General features: G+C 67.7%; 15 protein-coding genes. 5 read left to right on the forward strand and 10 right to left on the reverse strand.

Features of this window, described 5'->3' with window-relative positions; translation table 11 throughout:
• Positions 1 to 8: 8 nt before the first annotated feature.
• The 5 genes from mtaB to ABNQ39_RS02125 all read right to left on the reverse strand — a co-directional run bounded on the left by mtaB (position 9) and on the right by ABNQ39_RS02125 (position 5,448).
• Positions 9 to 1,280: a tRNA (N(6)-L-threonylcarbamoyladenosine(37)-C(2))-methylthiotransferase MtaB gene (mtaB, locus tag ABNQ39_RS02105; RefSeq protein WP_376958541.1), complete on the reverse strand. Its 1,272-nt coding sequence runs from the start codon at positions 1,278 to 1,280 to the stop codon at positions 9 to 11.
• Positions 1,277 to 2,128 (reverse strand): diaminopimelate epimerase, encoded by an 852-nt coding sequence (gene dapF, locus ABNQ39_RS02110; RefSeq protein ID WP_376958542.1) that lies wholly within the window; start codon positions 2,126 to 2,128, stop codon positions 1,277 to 1,279. Before dapF ends, mtaB begins: the two co-directional genes overlap by 4 nt.
• 91 nt (positions 2,129 to 2,219) lie before the next feature.
• Positions 2,220 to 2,648, reverse strand: a complete 429-nt coding sequence (locus ABNQ39_RS02115) for a GtrA family protein (protein WP_376959745.1) — start codon at positions 2,646 to 2,648, stop codon at positions 2,220 to 2,222.
• On the reverse strand, positions 2,648 to 3,721 hold the full coding sequence (locus ABNQ39_RS02120) for a glycosyltransferase family 2 protein (protein WP_376958543.1): 1,074 nt from the start codon (positions 3,719 to 3,721) through the stop codon (positions 2,648 to 2,650). Before ABNQ39_RS02120 ends, ABNQ39_RS02115 begins: the two co-directional genes overlap by 1 nt.
• Before the next feature lie 86 nt (positions 3,722 to 3,807).
• On the reverse strand, positions 3,808 to 5,448 hold the full coding sequence (locus tag ABNQ39_RS02125; RefSeq protein WP_376958544.1) for a hypothetical protein: 1,641 nt from the start codon (positions 5,446 to 5,448) through the stop codon (positions 3,808 to 3,810).
• 393 nt (positions 5,449 to 5,841) lie between these two features.
• Between ABNQ39_RS02125 and leuD the strand changes: the two genes are divergently transcribed.
• Both leuD and leuB read left to right on the forward strand, forming a co-directional pair.
• On the forward strand, positions 5,842 to 6,453 hold the full coding sequence (leuD, locus tag ABNQ39_RS02130) for a 3-isopropylmalate dehydratase small subunit (protein ID WP_174471689.1): 612 nt from the start codon (positions 5,842 to 5,844) through the stop codon (positions 6,451 to 6,453).
• 72 nt (positions 6,454 to 6,525) lie between these two features.
• On the forward strand, positions 6,526 to 7,641 hold the full coding sequence (leuB, locus tag ABNQ39_RS02135) for a 3-isopropylmalate dehydrogenase (RefSeq protein WP_376958546.1): 1,116 nt from the start codon (positions 6,526 to 6,528) through the stop codon (positions 7,639 to 7,641).
• Between the two features lie 104 nt (positions 7,642 to 7,745).
• Here leuB and ABNQ39_RS02140 read toward each other — a convergent pair whose 3' ends face one another.
• Both ABNQ39_RS02140 and ABNQ39_RS02145 read right to left on the reverse strand, forming a co-directional pair.
• The gene (locus ABNQ39_RS02140) at positions 7,746 to 8,036 is read right to left on the reverse strand and encodes a general stress protein (RefSeq protein WP_109050568.1); all 291 of its coding nucleotides are present in this window, start codon (positions 8,034 to 8,036) and stop codon (positions 7,746 to 7,748) included.
• Positions 8,037 to 8,235: 199 nt separating this feature from the next.
• Positions 8,236 to 9,117, reverse strand: a complete 882-nt coding sequence (locus tag ABNQ39_RS02145; RefSeq protein WP_376958548.1) for an HpcH/HpaI aldolase/citrate lyase family protein — start codon at positions 9,115 to 9,117, stop codon at positions 8,236 to 8,238.
• A 218-nt stretch (positions 9,118 to 9,335) separates the two neighbouring features.
• On the opposite strand from ABNQ39_RS02145, the gene pdxY reads away from it, so the two are divergent.
• Entirely contained in the window at positions 9,336 to 10,196 is an 861-nt protein-coding gene (pdxY, locus tag ABNQ39_RS02150) for a pyridoxal kinase PdxY (RefSeq protein WP_174471684.1), read from the forward strand.
• A gap of 7 nt (positions 10,197 to 10,203) precedes the next feature.
• Here the strand turns inward: pdxY and ABNQ39_RS02155 are convergent, their stop codons facing one another.
• On the reverse strand, positions 10,204 to 12,378 hold the full coding sequence (locus ABNQ39_RS02155) for an ATP-binding protein (RefSeq protein WP_376958550.1): 2,175 nt from the start codon (positions 12,376 to 12,378) through the stop codon (positions 10,204 to 10,206).
• A 358-nt stretch (positions 12,379 to 12,736) separates the two neighbouring features.
• On the opposite strand from ABNQ39_RS02155, the gene zapE reads away from it, so the two are divergent.
• Together zapE and ABNQ39_RS02165 are read left to right on the forward strand one after the other, a co-directional pair.
• Positions 12,737 to 13,909, forward strand: coding sequence for a cell division protein ZapE (gene zapE / locus ABNQ39_RS02160; RefSeq protein ID WP_376958552.1), 1,173 nt, complete (start codon positions 12,737 to 12,739; stop codon positions 13,907 to 13,909).
• A 172-nt stretch (positions 13,910 to 14,081) separates the two neighbouring features.
• Positions 14,082 to 14,546 (forward strand): hypothetical protein, encoded by a 465-nt coding sequence (locus ABNQ39_RS02165; protein ID WP_376958554.1) that lies wholly within the window; start codon positions 14,082 to 14,084, stop codon positions 14,544 to 14,546.
• A 3-nt stretch (positions 14,547 to 14,549) separates the two neighbouring features.
• Here the strand turns inward: ABNQ39_RS02165 and lipA are convergent, their stop codons facing one another.
• A complete protein-coding gene (lipA, locus tag ABNQ39_RS02170; RefSeq protein WP_376958556.1) occupies positions 14,550 to 15,464 on the reverse strand; it encodes a lipoyl synthase in 915 nt (304 codons plus the stop codon).
• Positions 15,464 to 16,576, reverse strand: coding sequence for a 2,3-butanediol dehydrogenase (locus ABNQ39_RS02175; RefSeq protein ID WP_376958558.1), 1,113 nt, complete (start codon positions 16,574 to 16,576; stop codon positions 15,464 to 15,466). The genes lipA and ABNQ39_RS02175 overlap by 1 nt, the downstream gene beginning before the upstream one ends.
• Positions 16,577 to 16,595 lie beyond the last annotated feature (19 nt).

Consider the following 16,595-nt stretch of genomic DNA (forward strand, 5'->3'; position numbering starts at 1 on the left):
AAGAGGGGTCAGAGCGGGGTGCCGGTCAGCACGCCGTCCTTGATGCCGGTGATGGCGGCGGGCACCAGCGAGCCGGGCGGAAAGATCCGGCCCAGGCGGATCGCGGCGAAATGCTCGGTGCGGCCCAAATCGTCCTTCTCCACCAGCACTGTGGCGGTGCGGCCGACGAGGCCTGCCAGGGTGCGGGCCTCCGCCGCTGCGCCGACGGCGCGCAGGCGGGCGGCGCGCTCCTTGCGGACGGCGCCGTCGACCTGCGGCATGCGGGCGGCCGGCGTGCCGGGGCGCGGGCTGTAGGGGAAGACATGCAGCCAGGTCAGGCCGCATTCCTCCACCAACCGCATGGTGTTCTGGAACATCTCCTCGGTCTCCGTCGGGAAACCGGCGATGAAGTCGGCACCGAACACCACATCGGGGCGGACCGAACGGACCCGCTCGCAGAAGGCGATGGAATCGGCGCGGCCATGGCGGCGCTTCATCCGCTTCAGCACCATGTCGTCACCGGCCTGGAGCGACAGGTGCAGGTGCGGCATCAGGCGCGGCTCGTTCTCGATCAGGCGCCAGAGATCGTCGTCCATCTCGATGCAGTCGATGGAGGACAGGCGCAGCCGCGGCAGCTCCGGCACCAGCGCCAGCAGCCGGCGCACCATCTGCCCCAGCGACGGCGAACCCGGCAGGTCGGGGCCGTAGCTGGTGATGTCGACGCCGGACAGCACTACCTCGTTGTAGCCGGCCTTCACCAGCGCCTGGACCTGCTCGACGATGCCACCGATGGGGACCGAGCGCGACGGACCGCGGCCATAGGGGATGATGCAGAAGGTGCAGCGGTGGTCGCAGCCCTGCTGGACCTGGACGAAGGCGCGGGCGCGGTCCTCGAACCCGCCGATCAGGTGGCCGGCGGTCTCCTTGACCGACATGATGTCGTTGACCAGCACCTTCTCGGCCGGCGGCAAACCCCAGCTTTCCGGCTGGAGCTTTTCCTGGTTGCCCAGGACCTGATCGACCTCCGGCATCGCCGCGAAGCGCTGCGGGTCGATCTGCGCGGCGCAGCCGGTAACGACGATGCGGGCGTCCGGCCGTTCGCGGCGCAGCTTGCGGATGGTCTGCCGCGCCTGCCGTTCGGCTTCCGACGTCACGGCGCAGGTGTTGACGATCACCACGTCGTCCAACCCGGCGCTGCGCACATGGTTGCGCATCACCTCGGATTCGTAGGTGTTCAGGCGGCAGCCGAAGGTGACGATCTCGGGGCCGGTCTGCGTCGTGCTATCGGTGCTGTCGCTCATATTGAAGCCAGTTCGGGCGCAACCAGTTCGGCCGACAGCCGGCCGCTGAAGCTCAGCGCCACCGGGCCGGTCATCAGGACGCGGTCGTCCTCGGTCCATTCGATGGTCAGGGTGCCGCCGTCCAGGATGATGTCGGCCTTGCGGTCGGTCAGGCCGCGGCGCACAGCGGCGACCAGCGTGGCGCAGGAGCCCGAGCCGCAGGCCTGGGTGATGCCGGCGCCCCGCTCCCACACCCGCATGCGGATGGCGGTGGGCGACAGCACCTGGGCGAATTCGATGTTGGCGCGCTCCGGGAAGGCCGGGTGGTTCTCGAAGACCGGGCCGACCTCGTCCAGCGGCACCGCTTCGGCATCGTCGACGAAGAAGACGGCGTGCGGGTTGCCCATGTTCACCGCGACCGGGGCGGCGAAACCGCCATGCTCGACCGTCTCGACCCGCAGCGTGTCGCTGGGCGCTGCCAGCGGAATCGCCGCCCAATCGAGGCGGGGCGCGCCCATGTCGACCGTGATGCGGCCATTGTCGGCACGGCTTGCATGCAGCAGACCCGCGGCGGTCTGGAAGCTGGCACGGTCACGCCCGCTCTCTTCCATCAGCAGCCAGCCGACGCAGCGCGACGCGTTGCCGCAGGCCGCAGCTTCGCTGCCGTCGGCGTTGCGGATGCGCATGAAGGCGTCGGCGCCCGGCGCGTCGGTCTTCTCCAGCACGATGAACTGGTCGCACCCGACGCCCATCCGGCGGTCGGCGATGGCGCGCACCTCCGCTCCCGAGGGGCGGTAGGATTCGGAACGGGCGTCGATCACGACGAAGTCGTTGCCGAGGCCGTGCATCTTCAGGAATTCGCGGGTCATGGCCGCCGTTATATGGCGAGCCGCGGGGATAAGTCCATAAGGCGCCACGCAAGGCAGAATCGCGGGCGCCGCCGGAGGGCGAAGCTCTTTGCTACGCCCCCTTGAACACCAGATGCTTCGACGCCGCGAAGTTGAAGAACATGCCGGCGATGGAGCCGGCGGCCACCGCCAGGAACGGGTGATCGGCGACCATCTGCACGCTCGATTCCAGCCCGACCGACACGCCGTAATTCACCACGCCGCCGATGGCGTTGGCGGCGATGAACTTGGCCCATTGGCGGTGCAGCGGTTCGTCCACAGCACCACGGAAGGTGAAGGCGCGGTTCAGCGCCCAGGTCGCCGTCGCCGCCGCGAAGAAGGACGGGACGCGGGCGGCGAAGAATTGCAGCCCCAGCGCCAGGCCGGCGTAGAGCACCACCGTGTCCACCACCAGCCCGACGATGCCGACCGCGCCGAACTTGGCGAACTGCACTCCGAGCCGGCCGAGCCGGCTGTCCAGAAATCTCGCGACCGATGCCATCACCGGCGCCCGTCCTCGCAGGTGCCGGCCCCGCGCTCCGCCGCCAGCGGCCGGTGGTGGCCCGGTGCGCGCAGTGACAGGTAGCTCATGCGCTTGGCCTCGCGGCGGCCATGGGTGACGGTGTCGAGGATCAGGCCGCAGGTCAGGCTGAGGAAGGCCAGCAGCATCAGCCCGGTGGCGAGCAGGGCGGTGGGGAAGCGCGGAACCAGCCCGGTCTGGAAATATGTGGCGATCACCGGCACGCCCAGGATCACCGACAGCAGGGCCAGCAGCCCGAAGGCGGCGGAGAAGAAGGGCAGGGGCCGCTCCTCCTTCACCAGCATGACGATGGCGCGCAGGATGCGGATGCCGTCGCGGATGGTGTTCAGCTTGCTGTGCGACCCGGGCGGACGGTCCTTATAGGGGGTCTTCACCTCGGCAATCGGCATGCGCAGCTCCAGCGCATGGACGGTCAGCTCCGTTTCGGTCTCGAAACCGCTGGCCAGCGCCGGGAAGGACTTCACGAAGCGGCGGGAGAAGACGCGGTAGCCGGACAGCATGTCGCCGATGCGGCTGCCGAAGATCTTGGCGACCATGCCGGTCAGCACGAGGTTGCCGAAACGGTGGCCGGGGCGGTAGGCGGCAACGATCTCCGTCACCCGCGCGCCGTTGACCATGTCCAGCTGCTCGTCCCACAGGCGCTTGACCAGTTCCGGCGCGCTGGCGGCGTGATAGGTGTCGTCGCCGTCGACCAGCACATACACGTCCGCCTCGATGTCGGCGAACATGCGGCGCATGACGTTGCCCTTGCCCTGCAACGGCTCGCTCCGGACCACGGCGCCAGCGGCACGCGCGACCTCCACCGTCCGGTCCTTCGAGTTGTTGTCGTAGACATAGACGACGGCGTCCGGCAGGGCCGCGCGGAAGTCCTGCACCACCTTGCCGATCGCCGCCTCTTCGTTGTAGCAGGGGATCAGCACCGCGATGGTGGGAGCCGGGCCGACCGCCGCGGCCGCCGAAGGCGTTCCGGAAGCACCGGCGTCCGGGGTGAGGGCGGGGCGGTCGGCAGGGCGGCCGAGGGTCGATACGGTCATGGCGCTGGCTTCTGGCTGGAGACGGGACAGATCGGGCTGTCGGCAGATCGGGCTGTCTGCGGCGATAAACAGCACAAACGCCGCGATTATTCCACTGTCTCCCTTTTGCCGCCCTCGCGGTCAACGGCGCATAGGTTCAGGGTCTCCCCCAGATTGTTGGGGATCGGCCGGCAGCGTTGCGGGTCGAGCCGCAGGCCGAGCAGCTCCGCGGCCTTCGCCGCGCCGGGCGTGTCGGGGATCGTGCTCAGCATCAGGAAGGGGCCGCGGTGGGAGGCCACCTTGTCCTTCAGGATGGCGAGATAGCCGTTGCCGACGGAATCCGGCTGCAGGAAGTTGGACTGGATGCGCACGAAGGTGACCCGCGCCGGGAAGGAGGGGATGACGTGCGAGATGGCCCAGTAGCCGGCCATCAGCACCATGGTGTCGTCCGGATTCTCGATGGCCGGGACATCCGCCTCGACCCAGCGATCATCGGCGCCCGTTGGCCAGGCGACCCGCCCCCAGTCGGCAGGCTGCACCGTCAGTTGCACCACGGCCAGCAGCGCCACCGCCAGCCCGATGCGCAGCCGGCGCGCCAGCGGCAGCAGCCCGATCGCCATCACCAGCGCCAGCGGCGCCAGCATCTCCAGCGGCACCAGATAGCGGTAGATGCAGAACATGACCACCCACAGCGCGTAGGTGACGGTCATCGCCGCCAGCAGGAACCGCGTCGCCGGCACGGCGGTCAGCCAGTCGTTCCGCTTCCCCAACATCCCTGTGACGGCCGCGCAGATAACTCCGACCGGAATCAGAACGAACAGCGCCAGCACCCGCAGATCGAAGAACGGCACCTCGCCCACCGTCAGGGGGGAGAAAGTGAAGACGAAGGGGAAGAACAGCCGCTGCCACAGGCCGGGCGGGAAGAAGCTGACATTGACGTAGTCGGACAGCGCGGCGAAGGGCGACTTGAAGATGTGGTTCATGTGCGGGAAGACCGGGTTCCCGTAATCGTGCCACAGATGCGCCATCCAGACGCCGCCGCCCAGCCCCAGCCCAACCAGCACGCCGATGCCGAAGAAGAAGGCCAGCCACAGACGGCGCCACGGCCGGGCCGGCAATGCCAGGAAGCCAAGGCACAGCCCGACCGCATAGATCACCGTCGGGTTCTTCAGCCCCATCGCCGCCCCGGCCAGCAGCCCGGCCGCAGCGACCCGCGCGAAGCTGGGCAGCGGCCGGCCGTCGAGGATGCCGGGAAGGCTGCCGGCAATGACCGCCGCGGCACCCAGCACGCCCAGGCTGACCACATTGTCCTGGAAGGTGGTGCCGATCAGACCCAGCGTTCCGCCGCCCAGCCCGCCCGCGACGGCCAGCGCCATGGCGACCAGTGTCCGTTTCAGGGCCGGAACGTTCCGGAGGGAAAAGGATGCCAGCAGATACAGCAGTGACAGGTTGATGCCCTGAAGCGTTCCCCACAGGAATCCGGCTGCCCGCGCCGGCAGATGGGTCGCCAGCCAATAGAAGGGAACGTCCAGGAACGGGCTGTAGAAGGTCGGCATCTGGGCGGCCAGCAGATCGCGCCCGATCCGCCCGGTCAGCATCGCGTAGCCGTTGTACCAGTGGTAATTCCGCAGGTCCCAGTTCGCATCCATCCCGAAGGCCAGCGTCAGCAGCCCATAGGCCAGCGGCGCCAGCAGCAGGAAGGCGATGCCGATCAGGCGGGCGCTGCGGTCGTCGTCATGTGTCGGCATCGGATCGGGCGGGCCTTCATTCGTTCGGGTGGGCCGTTCAGGTGGGCATGTCGGCTTGCTGGGCGACTTGGTAGGCGGGTGGGGCGCCCGCCGCAAGGGTGTGGTCGCCCATCCGCCGCCCGATGAACAGCAGGGGCCTCGGCGCTATTCCCGCCCCGCGATCCCCCTTGCGATCCGGGTGCTGCGTTCCGGCCCCCGCAAACGGGCCTGACCGCGTCGATACGCCGCCTGATACGCAACAATAATGCGTGCCGGTGCATCCGCGCATGCCTGTTCGCTCGCTGCGTGCCGGGAAAAGGGCAAGCTTCCTCTGGCAATGGCTTGTTCGGTCTGCTATTCACCACGCTCTGCATGCGCACGCTTGCGCTTTCTTGCGCGACAGGATTTCTGGCGATGGAAAAGTTCACGGTTCTCACCGGCGTTGCGGCGCCGCTGCCGATGATCAACGTCGATACCGACATGATCATCCCGAAGCAGTTCCTGAAGACCATCAAGCGGACGGGGCTTGGCAAGCATCTGTTCGACGAGATGCGTTACACCCCGGACGGGCAGGAGATCCCGGACTTCGTCCTGAACAAGCCGGCCTACCGCAAGTCCAGCATCATGGTGGCGGGCGACAATTTCGGCTGCGGCTCGTCGCGCGAGCATGCGCCGTGGGCGCTGGCCGATTTCGGCATCCGCTGCATCATCGCCCCCAGCTTCGCCGACATCTTCTACAACAACTGTTTCAAGAACGGCATCCTGCCGATCAAGTTGCCGAAGGAGCAGGTCGACCTGCTGCTCGACGACGCGTCGCGCGGGTCGAACGCCGTCATCACGGTCGACCTTGAGAAGCAGACCATCACCGGCCCGGATGGCGGCACCATCTCCTTCGAGCTGGACCCCTTCCGCAAGCATTGCCTGCTGAACGGCCTGGACGACATCGGCCTGACCCTGCAGCAGTCGGCCCATATCGACGGGTATGAGGGCAAGCAGCGCGCGGGCCAGCCGTGGATGTGGGGCTGAGCGCCTCCATCCTCCCCCGATCCTCTTCAACTTCTGTCTTCTTGACGTCTGACATTTGGGAGTGCGCCCGCCATGGCCGCCAATAAGAAGCTTCTGTTCCTCCCCGGCGACGGTATCGGCCCGGAGGTGATGCGCCAGGTTCGCCGGGTCATCGACTGGATGGACCGCAAGCGCAAGATCACCTTCGACGTGTCCGAAGGGCTGGTCGGCGGCGCGGCCATCGACGCCCATGGCGTTCCGCTGTCCGACGCCACCCTGGCCGAGGCGCTGGCGGTGGACGCGGTGATGCTGGGTGCCGTCGGCGGCCCGAAGTGGGACAACCCGACCGACTACACCAAGCGTCCGGAAGCCGGCCTGCTGACCCTGCGCAAGGAACTGGGCCTGTTCGCCAACCTGCGCCCGGCCGTGGTGTTCGACGCGCTGGTCGACGCCTCGACCCTGAAGGCCGACGTCATCCGCGGGCTGGACATCCTGATCGTCCGCGAGCTGACCGGCGGCGTCTATTTCGGTGAGCCGCGCGGCATCACCGACATCGGCGACGGCGAGCGCCGCGGCGTCAACACCCAGGTCTACACCACGTCGGAAATCCGCCGCGTCGCCCGCGTCGCGTTCGAGCTGGCCCGCAAGCGCGGCAACAAGCTCTGCTCGATGGAAAAGGCGAACGTCATGGAGTCCGGCCTGCTGTGGCGGCAGGAAGTGACCAAGCTGCACGGGGAAGAGTTCCAGGACGTCGAGCTGAGCCACATGTACGCCGACAACGGCGCCATGCAGCTGCTGAAGAACCCGAAGCAGTTCGACGTGATCGTCACCGACAACCTGTTCGGCGACATCCTGTCGGACGAGGCGGCGATGATGACCGGTTCGCTCGGCATGCTGCCGTCGGCCTCGCTGGGTGCTCCGGATGCCAACGGCCACCGCAAGGCGCTCTACGAGCCGGTGCATGGCTCCGCCCCGGACATCGCCGGCCGCGATCTGGCCAACCCCTGCGCCACGCTGCTGTCCTTCGCGATGTGCCTGCGCTACTCGTTCAACCTGGACGAGGATGCCAAGCTGATCGAGCGGGCCATCCAGAACGTGCTGGGCGGCGGCATGCGCACGTCCGACATCATGGCTCCGGGCATGGCGCGCTGCTCCACCACCGTGATGGGCGACTCGATCCTGCGCGAGCTGGACAAGGTGGCCTCCTGATCGGTACCCGGCAGCACTGCCGATTGCGCTGAAAGAAAAAGCCCCCGTCCGCAAGGACGGGGGCTTTTTCGTCTGCACGATACCCAACTCTTCAAACTCCCCGGTCAATCGCCTCCGGCCGGCCGGTCGGCCGTGCGGCCGCCATGGCTTGCCTGCCCACCCTTGCGGCCGGCTTCGGCCGCCAGGGACGGGTTCTTGGAGAAGCTGCGCGAGGATGCGGGCACGCTGCGCCCACCCTTGCGTCCCGCCTCCGCCGCGAGTTCCGGATTCTTTGAAAAGCTGCGTTTGTCGGCCGGTACGCTTTCACCGCCTTTGCTGGCGATCTGGCGTTGCCGATCCGGGTCCATCGACGCGAAGCCGCGGCCCGACGTACGATTGCTCTCTTTCGAGGCCATAACCAACCTCCGACTGTGCCTTGCTGAATCGACAACCGGACAGCCGAGTGTTGGTTCCAAATAACAGACAATTTCTGCAACCGGTATTGTCGGTAGGGCAAGCAATACGAGGTAATCTGTCGGCTGCGGATCCCCCCATCCAACCTCCCCACTTGGAAGGGAAGGTTGGAATCGGGGAAAAATCAGGAAAAACTTATGCTCAACCTGCTGTTTCCAGCGTCGCGATGGCCTCGGCCAGCGTCACCAGCCGGCGGGCGTTCTCGACATGCAGGGTCTCCACCAGCTTGCCGTCGACCAGCACCACGCCCTTGCCGGCGGCTGCCGCCTCCGCATGGGCTGCGATGATGCGGTGGGCCTGGGCGATCTCCTCGGCGTCGGGGGCGAAGGCGGCGTTGCAGGCGGCAATCGTCTTGGGGTGGATCAGCGTCTTGCCGTCGAAGCCAAGGTCGCGCCCCTGCCGGCAGGAGGCGGCGAAGCCGTCGTCGTCGTTCAGGTCCAGATGCACGCCGTCCAGCACCGCCAGCCCATAGGCCCGCGCCGCCAGCAGGCACAGCCCCAGGCTGGTGATCATCGGCAGCCGCTGCGCCGTGTGGGCGGCGTGCAGATCCTTGGCGAGGTCCGAGGTGCCGAGCACCAGCCCGCCTACGGCGGGGGAGGATCCTGCGATCTCCTTGGCGTTCAGGATGCCGAGCGGCGTCTCCATCATGCACCAGATGGTCTGTCCGGCCGGCGCCCCGGCGGCACGCAGAACCGCCTCGGCCTGCCGCACCGCGTCGGCGCTCTCCACCTTCGGCAGCAGCACGGCGTCGGCGCCGCTGGCCGCGGCCATGCGCAGGTCGTCGTAGCCCCAGGGCGTGTTCAGCCCGTTGACCCGGACGATCAGCTCCCGCCCGCCATAGCCGCCGGCGGCCAGCGCGCCGGCGATGGTGTCGCGCGCCGCCGCCTTGGCATCCGGGGCGACCGCATCCTCCAGATCCAGGATCAGCCCGTCCGCCGGCAGGCTGCGTCCCTTCTCCAGGGCGCGGGCGTTCGAGCCCGGCATGTAGAGCACGCTGCGGCGGGGGCGGACTGTGGTGGCCATGGCGGTATCCCGGAACTGCGGATGATGGAAGGGGCCAGCTTTAGCCGCGCGCCCCGATCCTGTCCATGGGTGCTGTCCATGGGGCGACACCCGTGTGCCACACCGCCGCAGCACTCCCGTTCGCGAGGCCCGGCGCATGGCAGCCATGCCGCGCCCCCCGCCGGTTGCCGCGGAGTCGGCGGCTTTACGCCCGGCGGAGCGTCGCTTACGCTTCTCCCATGAAAAGCGTCCTCACCATCCAATCGCACGTCGCCTATGGCTATGTCGGCAACCGCGCCGCGGTGTTTCCGCTGCAGCGGCTGGGGATCGACGCCACGGCGGTGAACACCGTCCAGTTCTCCAACCACACCGGCTACGGCGCCTGGACCGGGCAGGTCTTCACGGCGGAGCATATCGCCGACATCGTCGACGGCATCGCCGCCCGCGGCGTGCTGCCGGCCCAGGATGCGGTGTTGTCCGGCTATATGGGCGCCGTCGAGCTGGGGCAGGTCATCGTCGAGACGGCGGCGCGGGTGAAGGCCGCCAATCCCAAGGCGATCTACTGCTGCGATCCGGTGATGGGCGATGTCGGCCGCGGTTTCTTCGTGCGGCCCGGCCTGCCGGAGTTCATCCGCGACCATGCGGTTCCCGCCGCCGACCTGATGACGCCGAACCAGTTCGAGCTGGAATATCTGACCGACCGCAAGGTGGCGACGCTGGACGACGCGCTGGCCGCCACCGCGGCACTGCGTGCCCGCGGGCCGCGGCTGGTCCTGGTCACCAGCCTGACCCGCAGCGATGCCGATCCCGACAGCATCGAGATGCTGGTGGATGGCGCCGACGGCGCCTGGCTGGTGTCGACGCCGCGCCTGACCTTCGATCCGCCGCCCAACGGGTCGGGCGACGCGGTGGCGGCCCTGTTCCTTGCCCATTACCTGACCGCGTTCGACCCGGCCGATGCGCTGGAAAAGGCGGCGGCGGCGATCTTCGCCATCTTCGAGACGACGCGGCGGATGGGCACGCGCGAGCTTCAGCTGATCGCCGCGCAGGACGAGTTCGTCAATCCGCCCCGGCGCTTCTCGGCAACGCGCCTGAGGTAAAACCGCCTCAGGCCGCCGGAGCCGGGTTGCGGCTGCCGACTTGGCTGGGCTGTTCGATCACCCGCATGGCCGGCAGCCGCACCGTCATCGTGGTGCCGGCGCCCGGCGTGCTGCGGCAGGTCAGCGTGCCGCCATGCAGGTCGACGAAGTTCTTCGAGATCGACAGGCCCAGCCCGGTGCCCTCGTACCGGCGGTTGGTGGCGTTCTCCGCCTGACGGAAGGGCTGGAACAGGTCGGCCATGAAGTCGGGCGGGATGCCGATCCCGGTGTCGGCGACCGCCAGCGCGAAGCCGCGATCCTGCTCCATCCCGGCCGTTATGGTGATGCTGCCGCCGCCGGGCGTGAATTTCACCGCGTTGGACAGCAGGTTCAGGATCACCTGCTTGAAGGCGCGGCGGTCGACCCACAGGGTGGCGATGGCGGCCGTCACCTCGTTGTGGATGGCGACCCCGCCGGAGGCTGCGCGGTCGCGCACCATCATCAGGCATTGGCCGACCGCCTCATGCACCTCCACCGCCTCCTCGCACAGCTCGAACTGGCCGGCTTCCAGCTTCGACATGTCCAGCACGGCGTTGACGATGTCCAGCAGGTGCCGGCCGCTGTCGTGGATATCGGTGATGCAGGACTTCTGCCGCTCGTTGACGGTGCCGAAGAATTCGCTGTCCAGCACCTCGGCGAAACCGATGATGGCATTCAGCGGCGTGCGCAGCTCATGGCTCATGTTGGCCAGGAATTCGCTCTTCGCCCGGTTCGCCAGTTCGGCCTGGGTCTTGGAGGCGATCAGCTCCGCCTCCTGCTGCTTGCGCCGCGTCATGTCGCGGATGACGCCGACATGGATGCGCGGTTCGTCCGGACGCACCGCACCGGTCCCGCCGCCCAGCCGCAGATCGCTGACGGTGAAGCCGACCGGAAAGGCATGGCCGTCGCGGCGCAGGGCGGTCAGGTCGCGGTCGTTGGCGCCGCCGCGCCCGTCGGGGATCAGCGCCTCGATCGGCTGGCCGATCATCTCGCGCTCCGGCACGGCGAACATCATCTCCGCCGCGCGGTTGAAGGTGACGATGCGCCCGGCGGTGTCGAAGGTCACCACCGCATCCAGCATGGAATCGAGGATGCCCCGGATCCGGCGGGAAGCGCGGGCCAGCCGGGCCTGATCCTCGTCCCGCCGGGCATGCTGGCGGATGACGAAGGCGGTCAGCAGGGCGATGGCGATGGTCATCACCGTGCCGATGGAGGTCCAGGCCGCCGTGTCGCGCCGCCATTCGGCCAGTGCCGCCGCCACCGGCAGGGTCGCGACGATCACGAAGGGATAGCCCTGCACCCGCCGCACGCTGACCAGGCTGTCGGTGGTGCCCCCAGGTCCGGGGACCGCATCGCGGATGGTGGCCTCGTCATGCGTGGCAAGCGCACTCCACACCGCCGGCCAGTCGGTCAGCCGGCCCGGTCCGCCCTGATTTCCATCATGCCGCTGCGGCCGCTCCAGCAGGATGGTGCCGTCCCCCAGCGCCAGGATCACGCTGCCCTTGCGGTCGATATCCCGCGATTCCAGTGTCGCCGCCAGACGTGTCGGATCGACCATGGCGACCAGCACGCCGCGGAAGCCGCCGTCGGTATCCAGCCAGCGCCTGCTGAACGGGATGATCTGCGTGCCGGGCCGCACCCGGCTGGTGATGGCGGCGCTGACATGCAGATCCTGGCCGCCGTCACGCGGCCCGGTGAAATAGGCGCGGTCTGACAACGGAGCCGCCGGCAGCGGCACTTCGGCCGAATGATGGAGGGCTAGTCCGTCGCCGTCGACCACCACCAGATCGGCCAGTTCGGCGAAATTGTCGCGCCGCTGGCGCAAATGGTCGTGGATCGCCGTGCTGCCGCGGTGGGAGCCGTCGGGAAGCGTGTCGAGCGCGAAGGACAGGTCGCGCAGCAGCTGGTCCACTGCGAAGGCGGTCCGCAGCGTCTGCGATTCCAGCATGCGGGCAAGATCGCGGGTCGCCCGCTCCCCGGCGTCCAGCGCCTCGCGCCGGCCCTGGAGGATGCCGTAGCCGATCAGCGTGTTCACCACCAGGATGAAGGCGAGGCCGGACGCGGTCATCAGGAAGCGCATCGATCCCAGCCGGCCACACAACGCCCCCGCCAGACCGGCGGTGGAGCGGGGGAGCGGCGAGGAGGCGGACCCGGGAACAGGCATCGGCGTCGTGATTTCCTGTGGCGGTTGCGGCCGGGCGGCCTGCCTTGTCTAGAGTCCGTCTGGTGCTTATCGAAGCACCAGACGGACTCTAAGTTTTTGATTTCCCGTGTGATTCACGTTTCAAGCGATACCGCTTGAAGCGATCACACTCTAATCGCGCCGGCACCTTAAAGAAAGTGTAACCGGACGGAAATGCGGGGCTTTCCACTGCGCGCAGATGCCGCGCCGTTCATGCCCCGTGCTTTGCGTGTGGACGCCGCTCTGCCATGCCCTGTTCGCCCTCCCGTCGGCGGTTGCCGTAGCCGGCGCCATCCGTTAGGTAAGGAGCCATCTTGGCAGCCGGATCGCGCATATTCCCATGACCGACGGACCGCTTTCGCTCTACCGCGCCCGCCGCGGCAGCGGCACTCTTCGCCCCGATCCCGACCAGGAACTGGCGGCGGAGAAGTTCCAAAGCCTGTATCAGGCGTTGAAGGGCTATCGGCCGCAGCCCATCGGCGACGACAGGCCGCCAGGGGGCGGGTGGCTGGAGCGCTTCGGTCTGGGCCGCCGCCGCGCCGCCCCGCCGCCGCCGGACATCGCCTCCACCGCACCGCAGGGGCTGTACATCTACGGCAGCGTCGGCCGCGGCAAGTCGATGCTGATGGACCTGTTCTACGAGACCGCCCCGGTCGACAAGAAGCGGCGCGTCCATTTCCACGAATTCATGCTGGAGATCCACCAGCGCATCCACGACCACCGTCAATCCGGCAAAGGCAAGGGTGATGGCCCGGACGAGGCGCTGCCCGAACTGGCCCGCGCGCTGGCCGACGAGGCGTGGCTGCTCTGCTTCGACGAGTTCCACGTCACCAACATCGTCGACGCGATGATCCTGGGCCGGCTGTTCACCAACCTGTTCGATCTGGGCGTGGTGGTGGTGGCGACCTCCAACTGGCCGCCCGACATGCTGTACAAGGACGGTCTCCAGCGCGAGCTGTTCCTGCCCTTCATCGCCCTGTTGAAGGAAAAGCTCGACATCCTGTCGCTGGACGGCCCGACCGACTACCGGCTGGACCGGTTGAAGGGCGTGCCGATCTACCATCACCCGCTGGGGCCGGCCTCGGATGCCGCCCTTGCGAAAGCCTTCTCCGACCTGACCGGCGGTGCGGCGGGCGAGCCTTGCAGCCTCACGGTGCAGGGACGGCGGGTGGACATCGCGCGTGCCGCCAAATGCGTGGCCTGGGTCGATTTCTGGGATTTGTGCGGCAAGCCGCTGGGGGCCGCCGACTATCTGGCGATCGCCACCCATTTCCACACGGTGCTGATCGACCATGTGCCCACGATGAAGGACGAGCTGCGCAACGAGGCCAAGCGCTTCATGACGCTGATCGACGCGCTGTACGAGCACAAGGTCAACGTCGTCATCGCCGCGGAAGGACCGCCCGAGCGTCTCTACCCGGAAGGCACCCACGCCTTCGAGTTCGAGCGCACGGTCAGCCGCCTGATGGAGATGCAGAGCGAGGACTACCTGCAACGGCAGCATTTGACCTAAGCGCGGGTTTCCATAAAGCCTGGAAGCTGTAGCCTGTTGCTGCTTATCGCGTTTCGGGCGGCCCGTCGCTGGACTGGGTGCCTTCCTCGCGAAATCGGCCTATGACGTGGATTATTTCGTATCGGCGCCCTGTTCGTGTCGATTGAAAGTAATCCACGGCGGGGCATTCACTATGATGACGCGTTTTATTGTGCTTGGCTGCCTGCTGGCGGCCGGGTTGGCCGGTTGCGTCCCAAGTCCACGCTTCGAGACGACGACGAACTATTTTCTGCCGGTCAGCGAGGCCGGGAAACTGTGCGTAGCCCAGTGCAGGCAGGTGCAGTCCATGTGCGAATCGGCGAAAGAGTTGGCCTTGCAAACCTGCCGGGCTGAGGGGCTGACCCGTGCGCATGCGGATTATCGTGCCTATCTCAAGTCATTGCCCAAGGATTACAACAAGAAAAAGATGAAGACCCTCAGCGATTTCGAACGGGAAATCAGCTGCTCCAGCAATCTCTACTGCTCTTCCGATTACGATCAGTGCTTCAAGTCCTGTGGCGGCCGAATCGAGCAGCAGACCTTTTGCGTCAAGGATTGCAAGCTGATGAAGCCGCCACAGCCGGATGGGGTCGCGGTCGGGCCAAAGACCGCGCTGTGATGCTCAGCTCTTCGCCGCCGCCCGCCGCCGCAATTCCTCGAAGTCGCGGCCGGCATGGTGGGAGGAGCGGGTCAGCGGCGTGGCCGACACCATCAGGAACCCCTTGGCCCGCGCCAGCGTGCCGTAGCGCTCGAACTCCTCGGGCGTGACGTGGCGGGCGACCGGGTGGTGGGTGGGGGTGGGGCGGAGATACTGGCCGATGGTCAGGAAATCGACGCCCGCCGCCCGCAGATCGTCCATCACCTGCAACACCTCCGCCGGCTCCTCGCCCAGCCCGACCATGATGCCGGACTTGGTGAAAATGGCCGGGTCGCGCTCCTTCACCCGCTCCAACAGGCGGAGCGAGCCGTAATAGCGTGCGCCCGGCCGCACATCGGCATAGAGCCGCGGCACGGTCTCCAGATTGTGGTTGTAGACGTCGGGCCGGGCATCGGCGACCGCCTCCACCGCCCCCGGCTTGTTGCGGAAATCGGGGGTCAGCACCTCCACCGTCGTGGCCGGCGCGGTCTCGCGCAGGCGGCGGATGCAGTGGGCGAACTGCGCGGCACCGCCGTCCGGCAGATCGTCGCGGTCGACCGAGGTGATGACGACATGGGCGAGGCCAAGCTCGCCGACCGCCTCGGCCAGCCGGTCCGGCTCGTGGAGATCGAGCGCGTCCGGCCGGCCGGTGGCGACGTTGCAAAAGGCGCAGGCCCGCGTGCACACGCTGCCCAGGATCATCACCGTGGCGTGCCGCTTGCTCCAGCACTCGCCGATGTTGGGGCAGGCCGCTTCCTCGCAGACCGTGTTCAGGCCGTGGCGGCGGACGAGCGACTGCGTGTCCTCGAACGCCGCACCGGCGGGGGCGCGGGCGCGGAGCCAGGCCGGCTTCTCGGCCCGGTGTTCCGGGCGGGGTGCATGCAGCGCGGGCAGGGCCATCAGTGGACAAGCTCCGGCTGTTCGGCTGCCGCGGTCACTGCTTGCGGCTGCACGATGATCTTCACGTTGCGGTCCTTGTGGGCGACCAGTTCCTCGAAGCCGCCCCTGACGATGTCGCTCAGGGTGATGCGGCCGGTGATCAGCGGCTGCACGTCGATGCGGCCGTCCGCGATGAAGCGGATGACGTCGGCGAACTCGCCATTGTAGGCCAGCGAGCCGATGATCTGCTTCTCGGTGGCGACGATCTCGAAGAAGTTGAAGGCGCTGGGCTCCTCGAAGATACCGACCAGCACCGTCTTGCCGGCCTTGCGGATCACGTCGATGGCGAGCTTGGCGGTGTCGCGGTGGCCAATGCATTCGAACGAAACGTCGGCACCGTAACCGCCGGTCAGCGCCTTGACCTCCGCCACCGCGTCGCACTCCTTGGGGTCGAGCACGATGGAAGCGCCGACCTCCAGCGCCTTGGCCTTGCGGGCGGCCGACATCTCCAGGACGATGATCCGGCCGGCGCCGGCCGCCTTCGCGCACATGATGGTGCAGAGGCCGATGGTGCCGGCGCCGACCACCACCACGGTCTCGCCGACGATGCTGCCGGCCTTCTTCACCGCATGCATGCCGACCGCCAGCGGCTCGATCAGGGCGCCGGCCTCGGTCGGGAAACCGTCGGGCAGCTTGTAGAGCAGTTCGGCCGGGACGTTGACGAGGCTGGCGAAGGCGCCGTTGTTCATCAGGCCGGTGAAGGCCAGCTTCTCGCAGATGTTGTACATGCCGTGCTTGCAGTAATAGCACTCGCCGCAATGCTGGCAGGCGTCGGCCGCCACCCGGTCACCGACGCTGAACCCGGTCACGCCCTCACCCAGCGTCGCGATCTCGCCGCTGAACTCGTGGCCGAGGATGCACTGGCCCTTCAGGCCGGTCAGCGGGTGGGGGGTGTCGACGGGGATGAAGACCGGGCCGGCGACATACTCATGCAGGTCGGACCCGCAGATGCCGCACCAATGCACCTTGATCTGCACCCAGCCGGCGGGCGGGGCGCCCGGCAGCGGCACGTCCTCGACCCGGATGTCCTTGCGGCCATGCCAGACGGCGGCCTTCATCGACGTTGCACTCATGGTGTTTTCCTCCGGATTT

It is taken from the genome of Azospirillum sp. A26, from assembly GCF_042604635.1.
Lineage (GTDB): Bacteria > Pseudomonadota > Alphaproteobacteria > Azospirillales > Azospirillaceae > Azospirillum > Azospirillum palustre.

Excerpts from the sequence above, each read along its gene's own strand:
- mtaB (WP_376958541.1), bottom strand. The coding sequence starts at position 1,280 with ATGAGCGACAGCACCGATAGCACGACGCAGACCGGCCCCGAGATCGTC.
- pdxY (WP_174471684.1), top strand. The coding sequence starts at position 9,336 with ATGAAAAGCGTCCTCACCATCCAATCGCACGTCGCCTATGGCTATGTC.
- ABNQ39_RS02145 (WP_376958548.1), bottom strand. The coding sequence starts at position 9,117 with ATGGCCACCACAGTCCGCCCCCGCCGCAGCGTGCTCTACATGCCGGGC.
- ABNQ39_RS02120 (WP_376958543.1), bottom strand. The coding sequence starts at position 3,721 with ATGACCGTATCGACCCTCGGCCGCCCTGCCGACCGCCCCGCCCTCACC.
- leuD (WP_174471689.1), top strand. The coding sequence starts at position 5,842 with ATGGAAAAGTTCACGGTTCTCACCGGCGTTGCGGCGCCGCTGCCGATG.
- ABNQ39_RS02175 (WP_376958558.1), bottom strand. The coding sequence starts at position 16,576 with ATGAGTGCAACGTCGATGAAGGCCGCCGTCTGGCATGGCCGCAAGGAC.
- ABNQ39_RS02140 (WP_109050568.1), bottom strand. The coding sequence starts at position 8,036 with ATGGCCTCGAAAGAGAGCAATCGTACGTCGGGCCGCGGCTTCGCGTCG.
- ABNQ39_RS02115 (WP_376959745.1), bottom strand. The coding sequence starts at position 2,648 with ATGGCATCGGTCGCGAGATTTCTGGACAGCCGGCTCGGCCGGCTCGGA.
- lipA (WP_376958556.1), bottom strand. The coding sequence starts at position 15,464 with ATGGCCCTGCCCGCGCTGCATGCACCCCGCCCGGAACACCGGGCCGAG.
- ABNQ39_RS02165 (WP_376958554.1), top strand. The coding sequence starts at position 14,082 with ATGATGACGCGTTTTATTGTGCTTGGCTGCCTGCTGGCGGCCGGGTTG.
- dapF (WP_376958542.1), bottom strand. The coding sequence starts at position 2,128 with ATGACCCGCGAATTCCTGAAGATGCACGGCCTCGGCAACGACTTCGTC.
- zapE (WP_376958552.1), top strand. The coding sequence starts at position 12,737 with ATGACCGACGGACCGCTTTCGCTCTACCGCGCCCGCCGCGGCAGCGGC.
- ABNQ39_RS02125 (WP_376958544.1), bottom strand. The coding sequence starts at position 5,448 with ATGCCGACACATGACGACGACCGCAGCGCCCGCCTGATCGGCATCGCC.
- ABNQ39_RS02155 (WP_376958550.1), bottom strand. The coding sequence starts at position 12,378 with ATGCCTGTTCCCGGGTCCGCCTCCTCGCCGCTCCCCCGCTCCACCGCC.
- leuB (WP_376958546.1), top strand. The coding sequence starts at position 6,526 with ATGGCCGCCAATAAGAAGCTTCTGTTCCTCCCCGGCGACGGTATCGGC.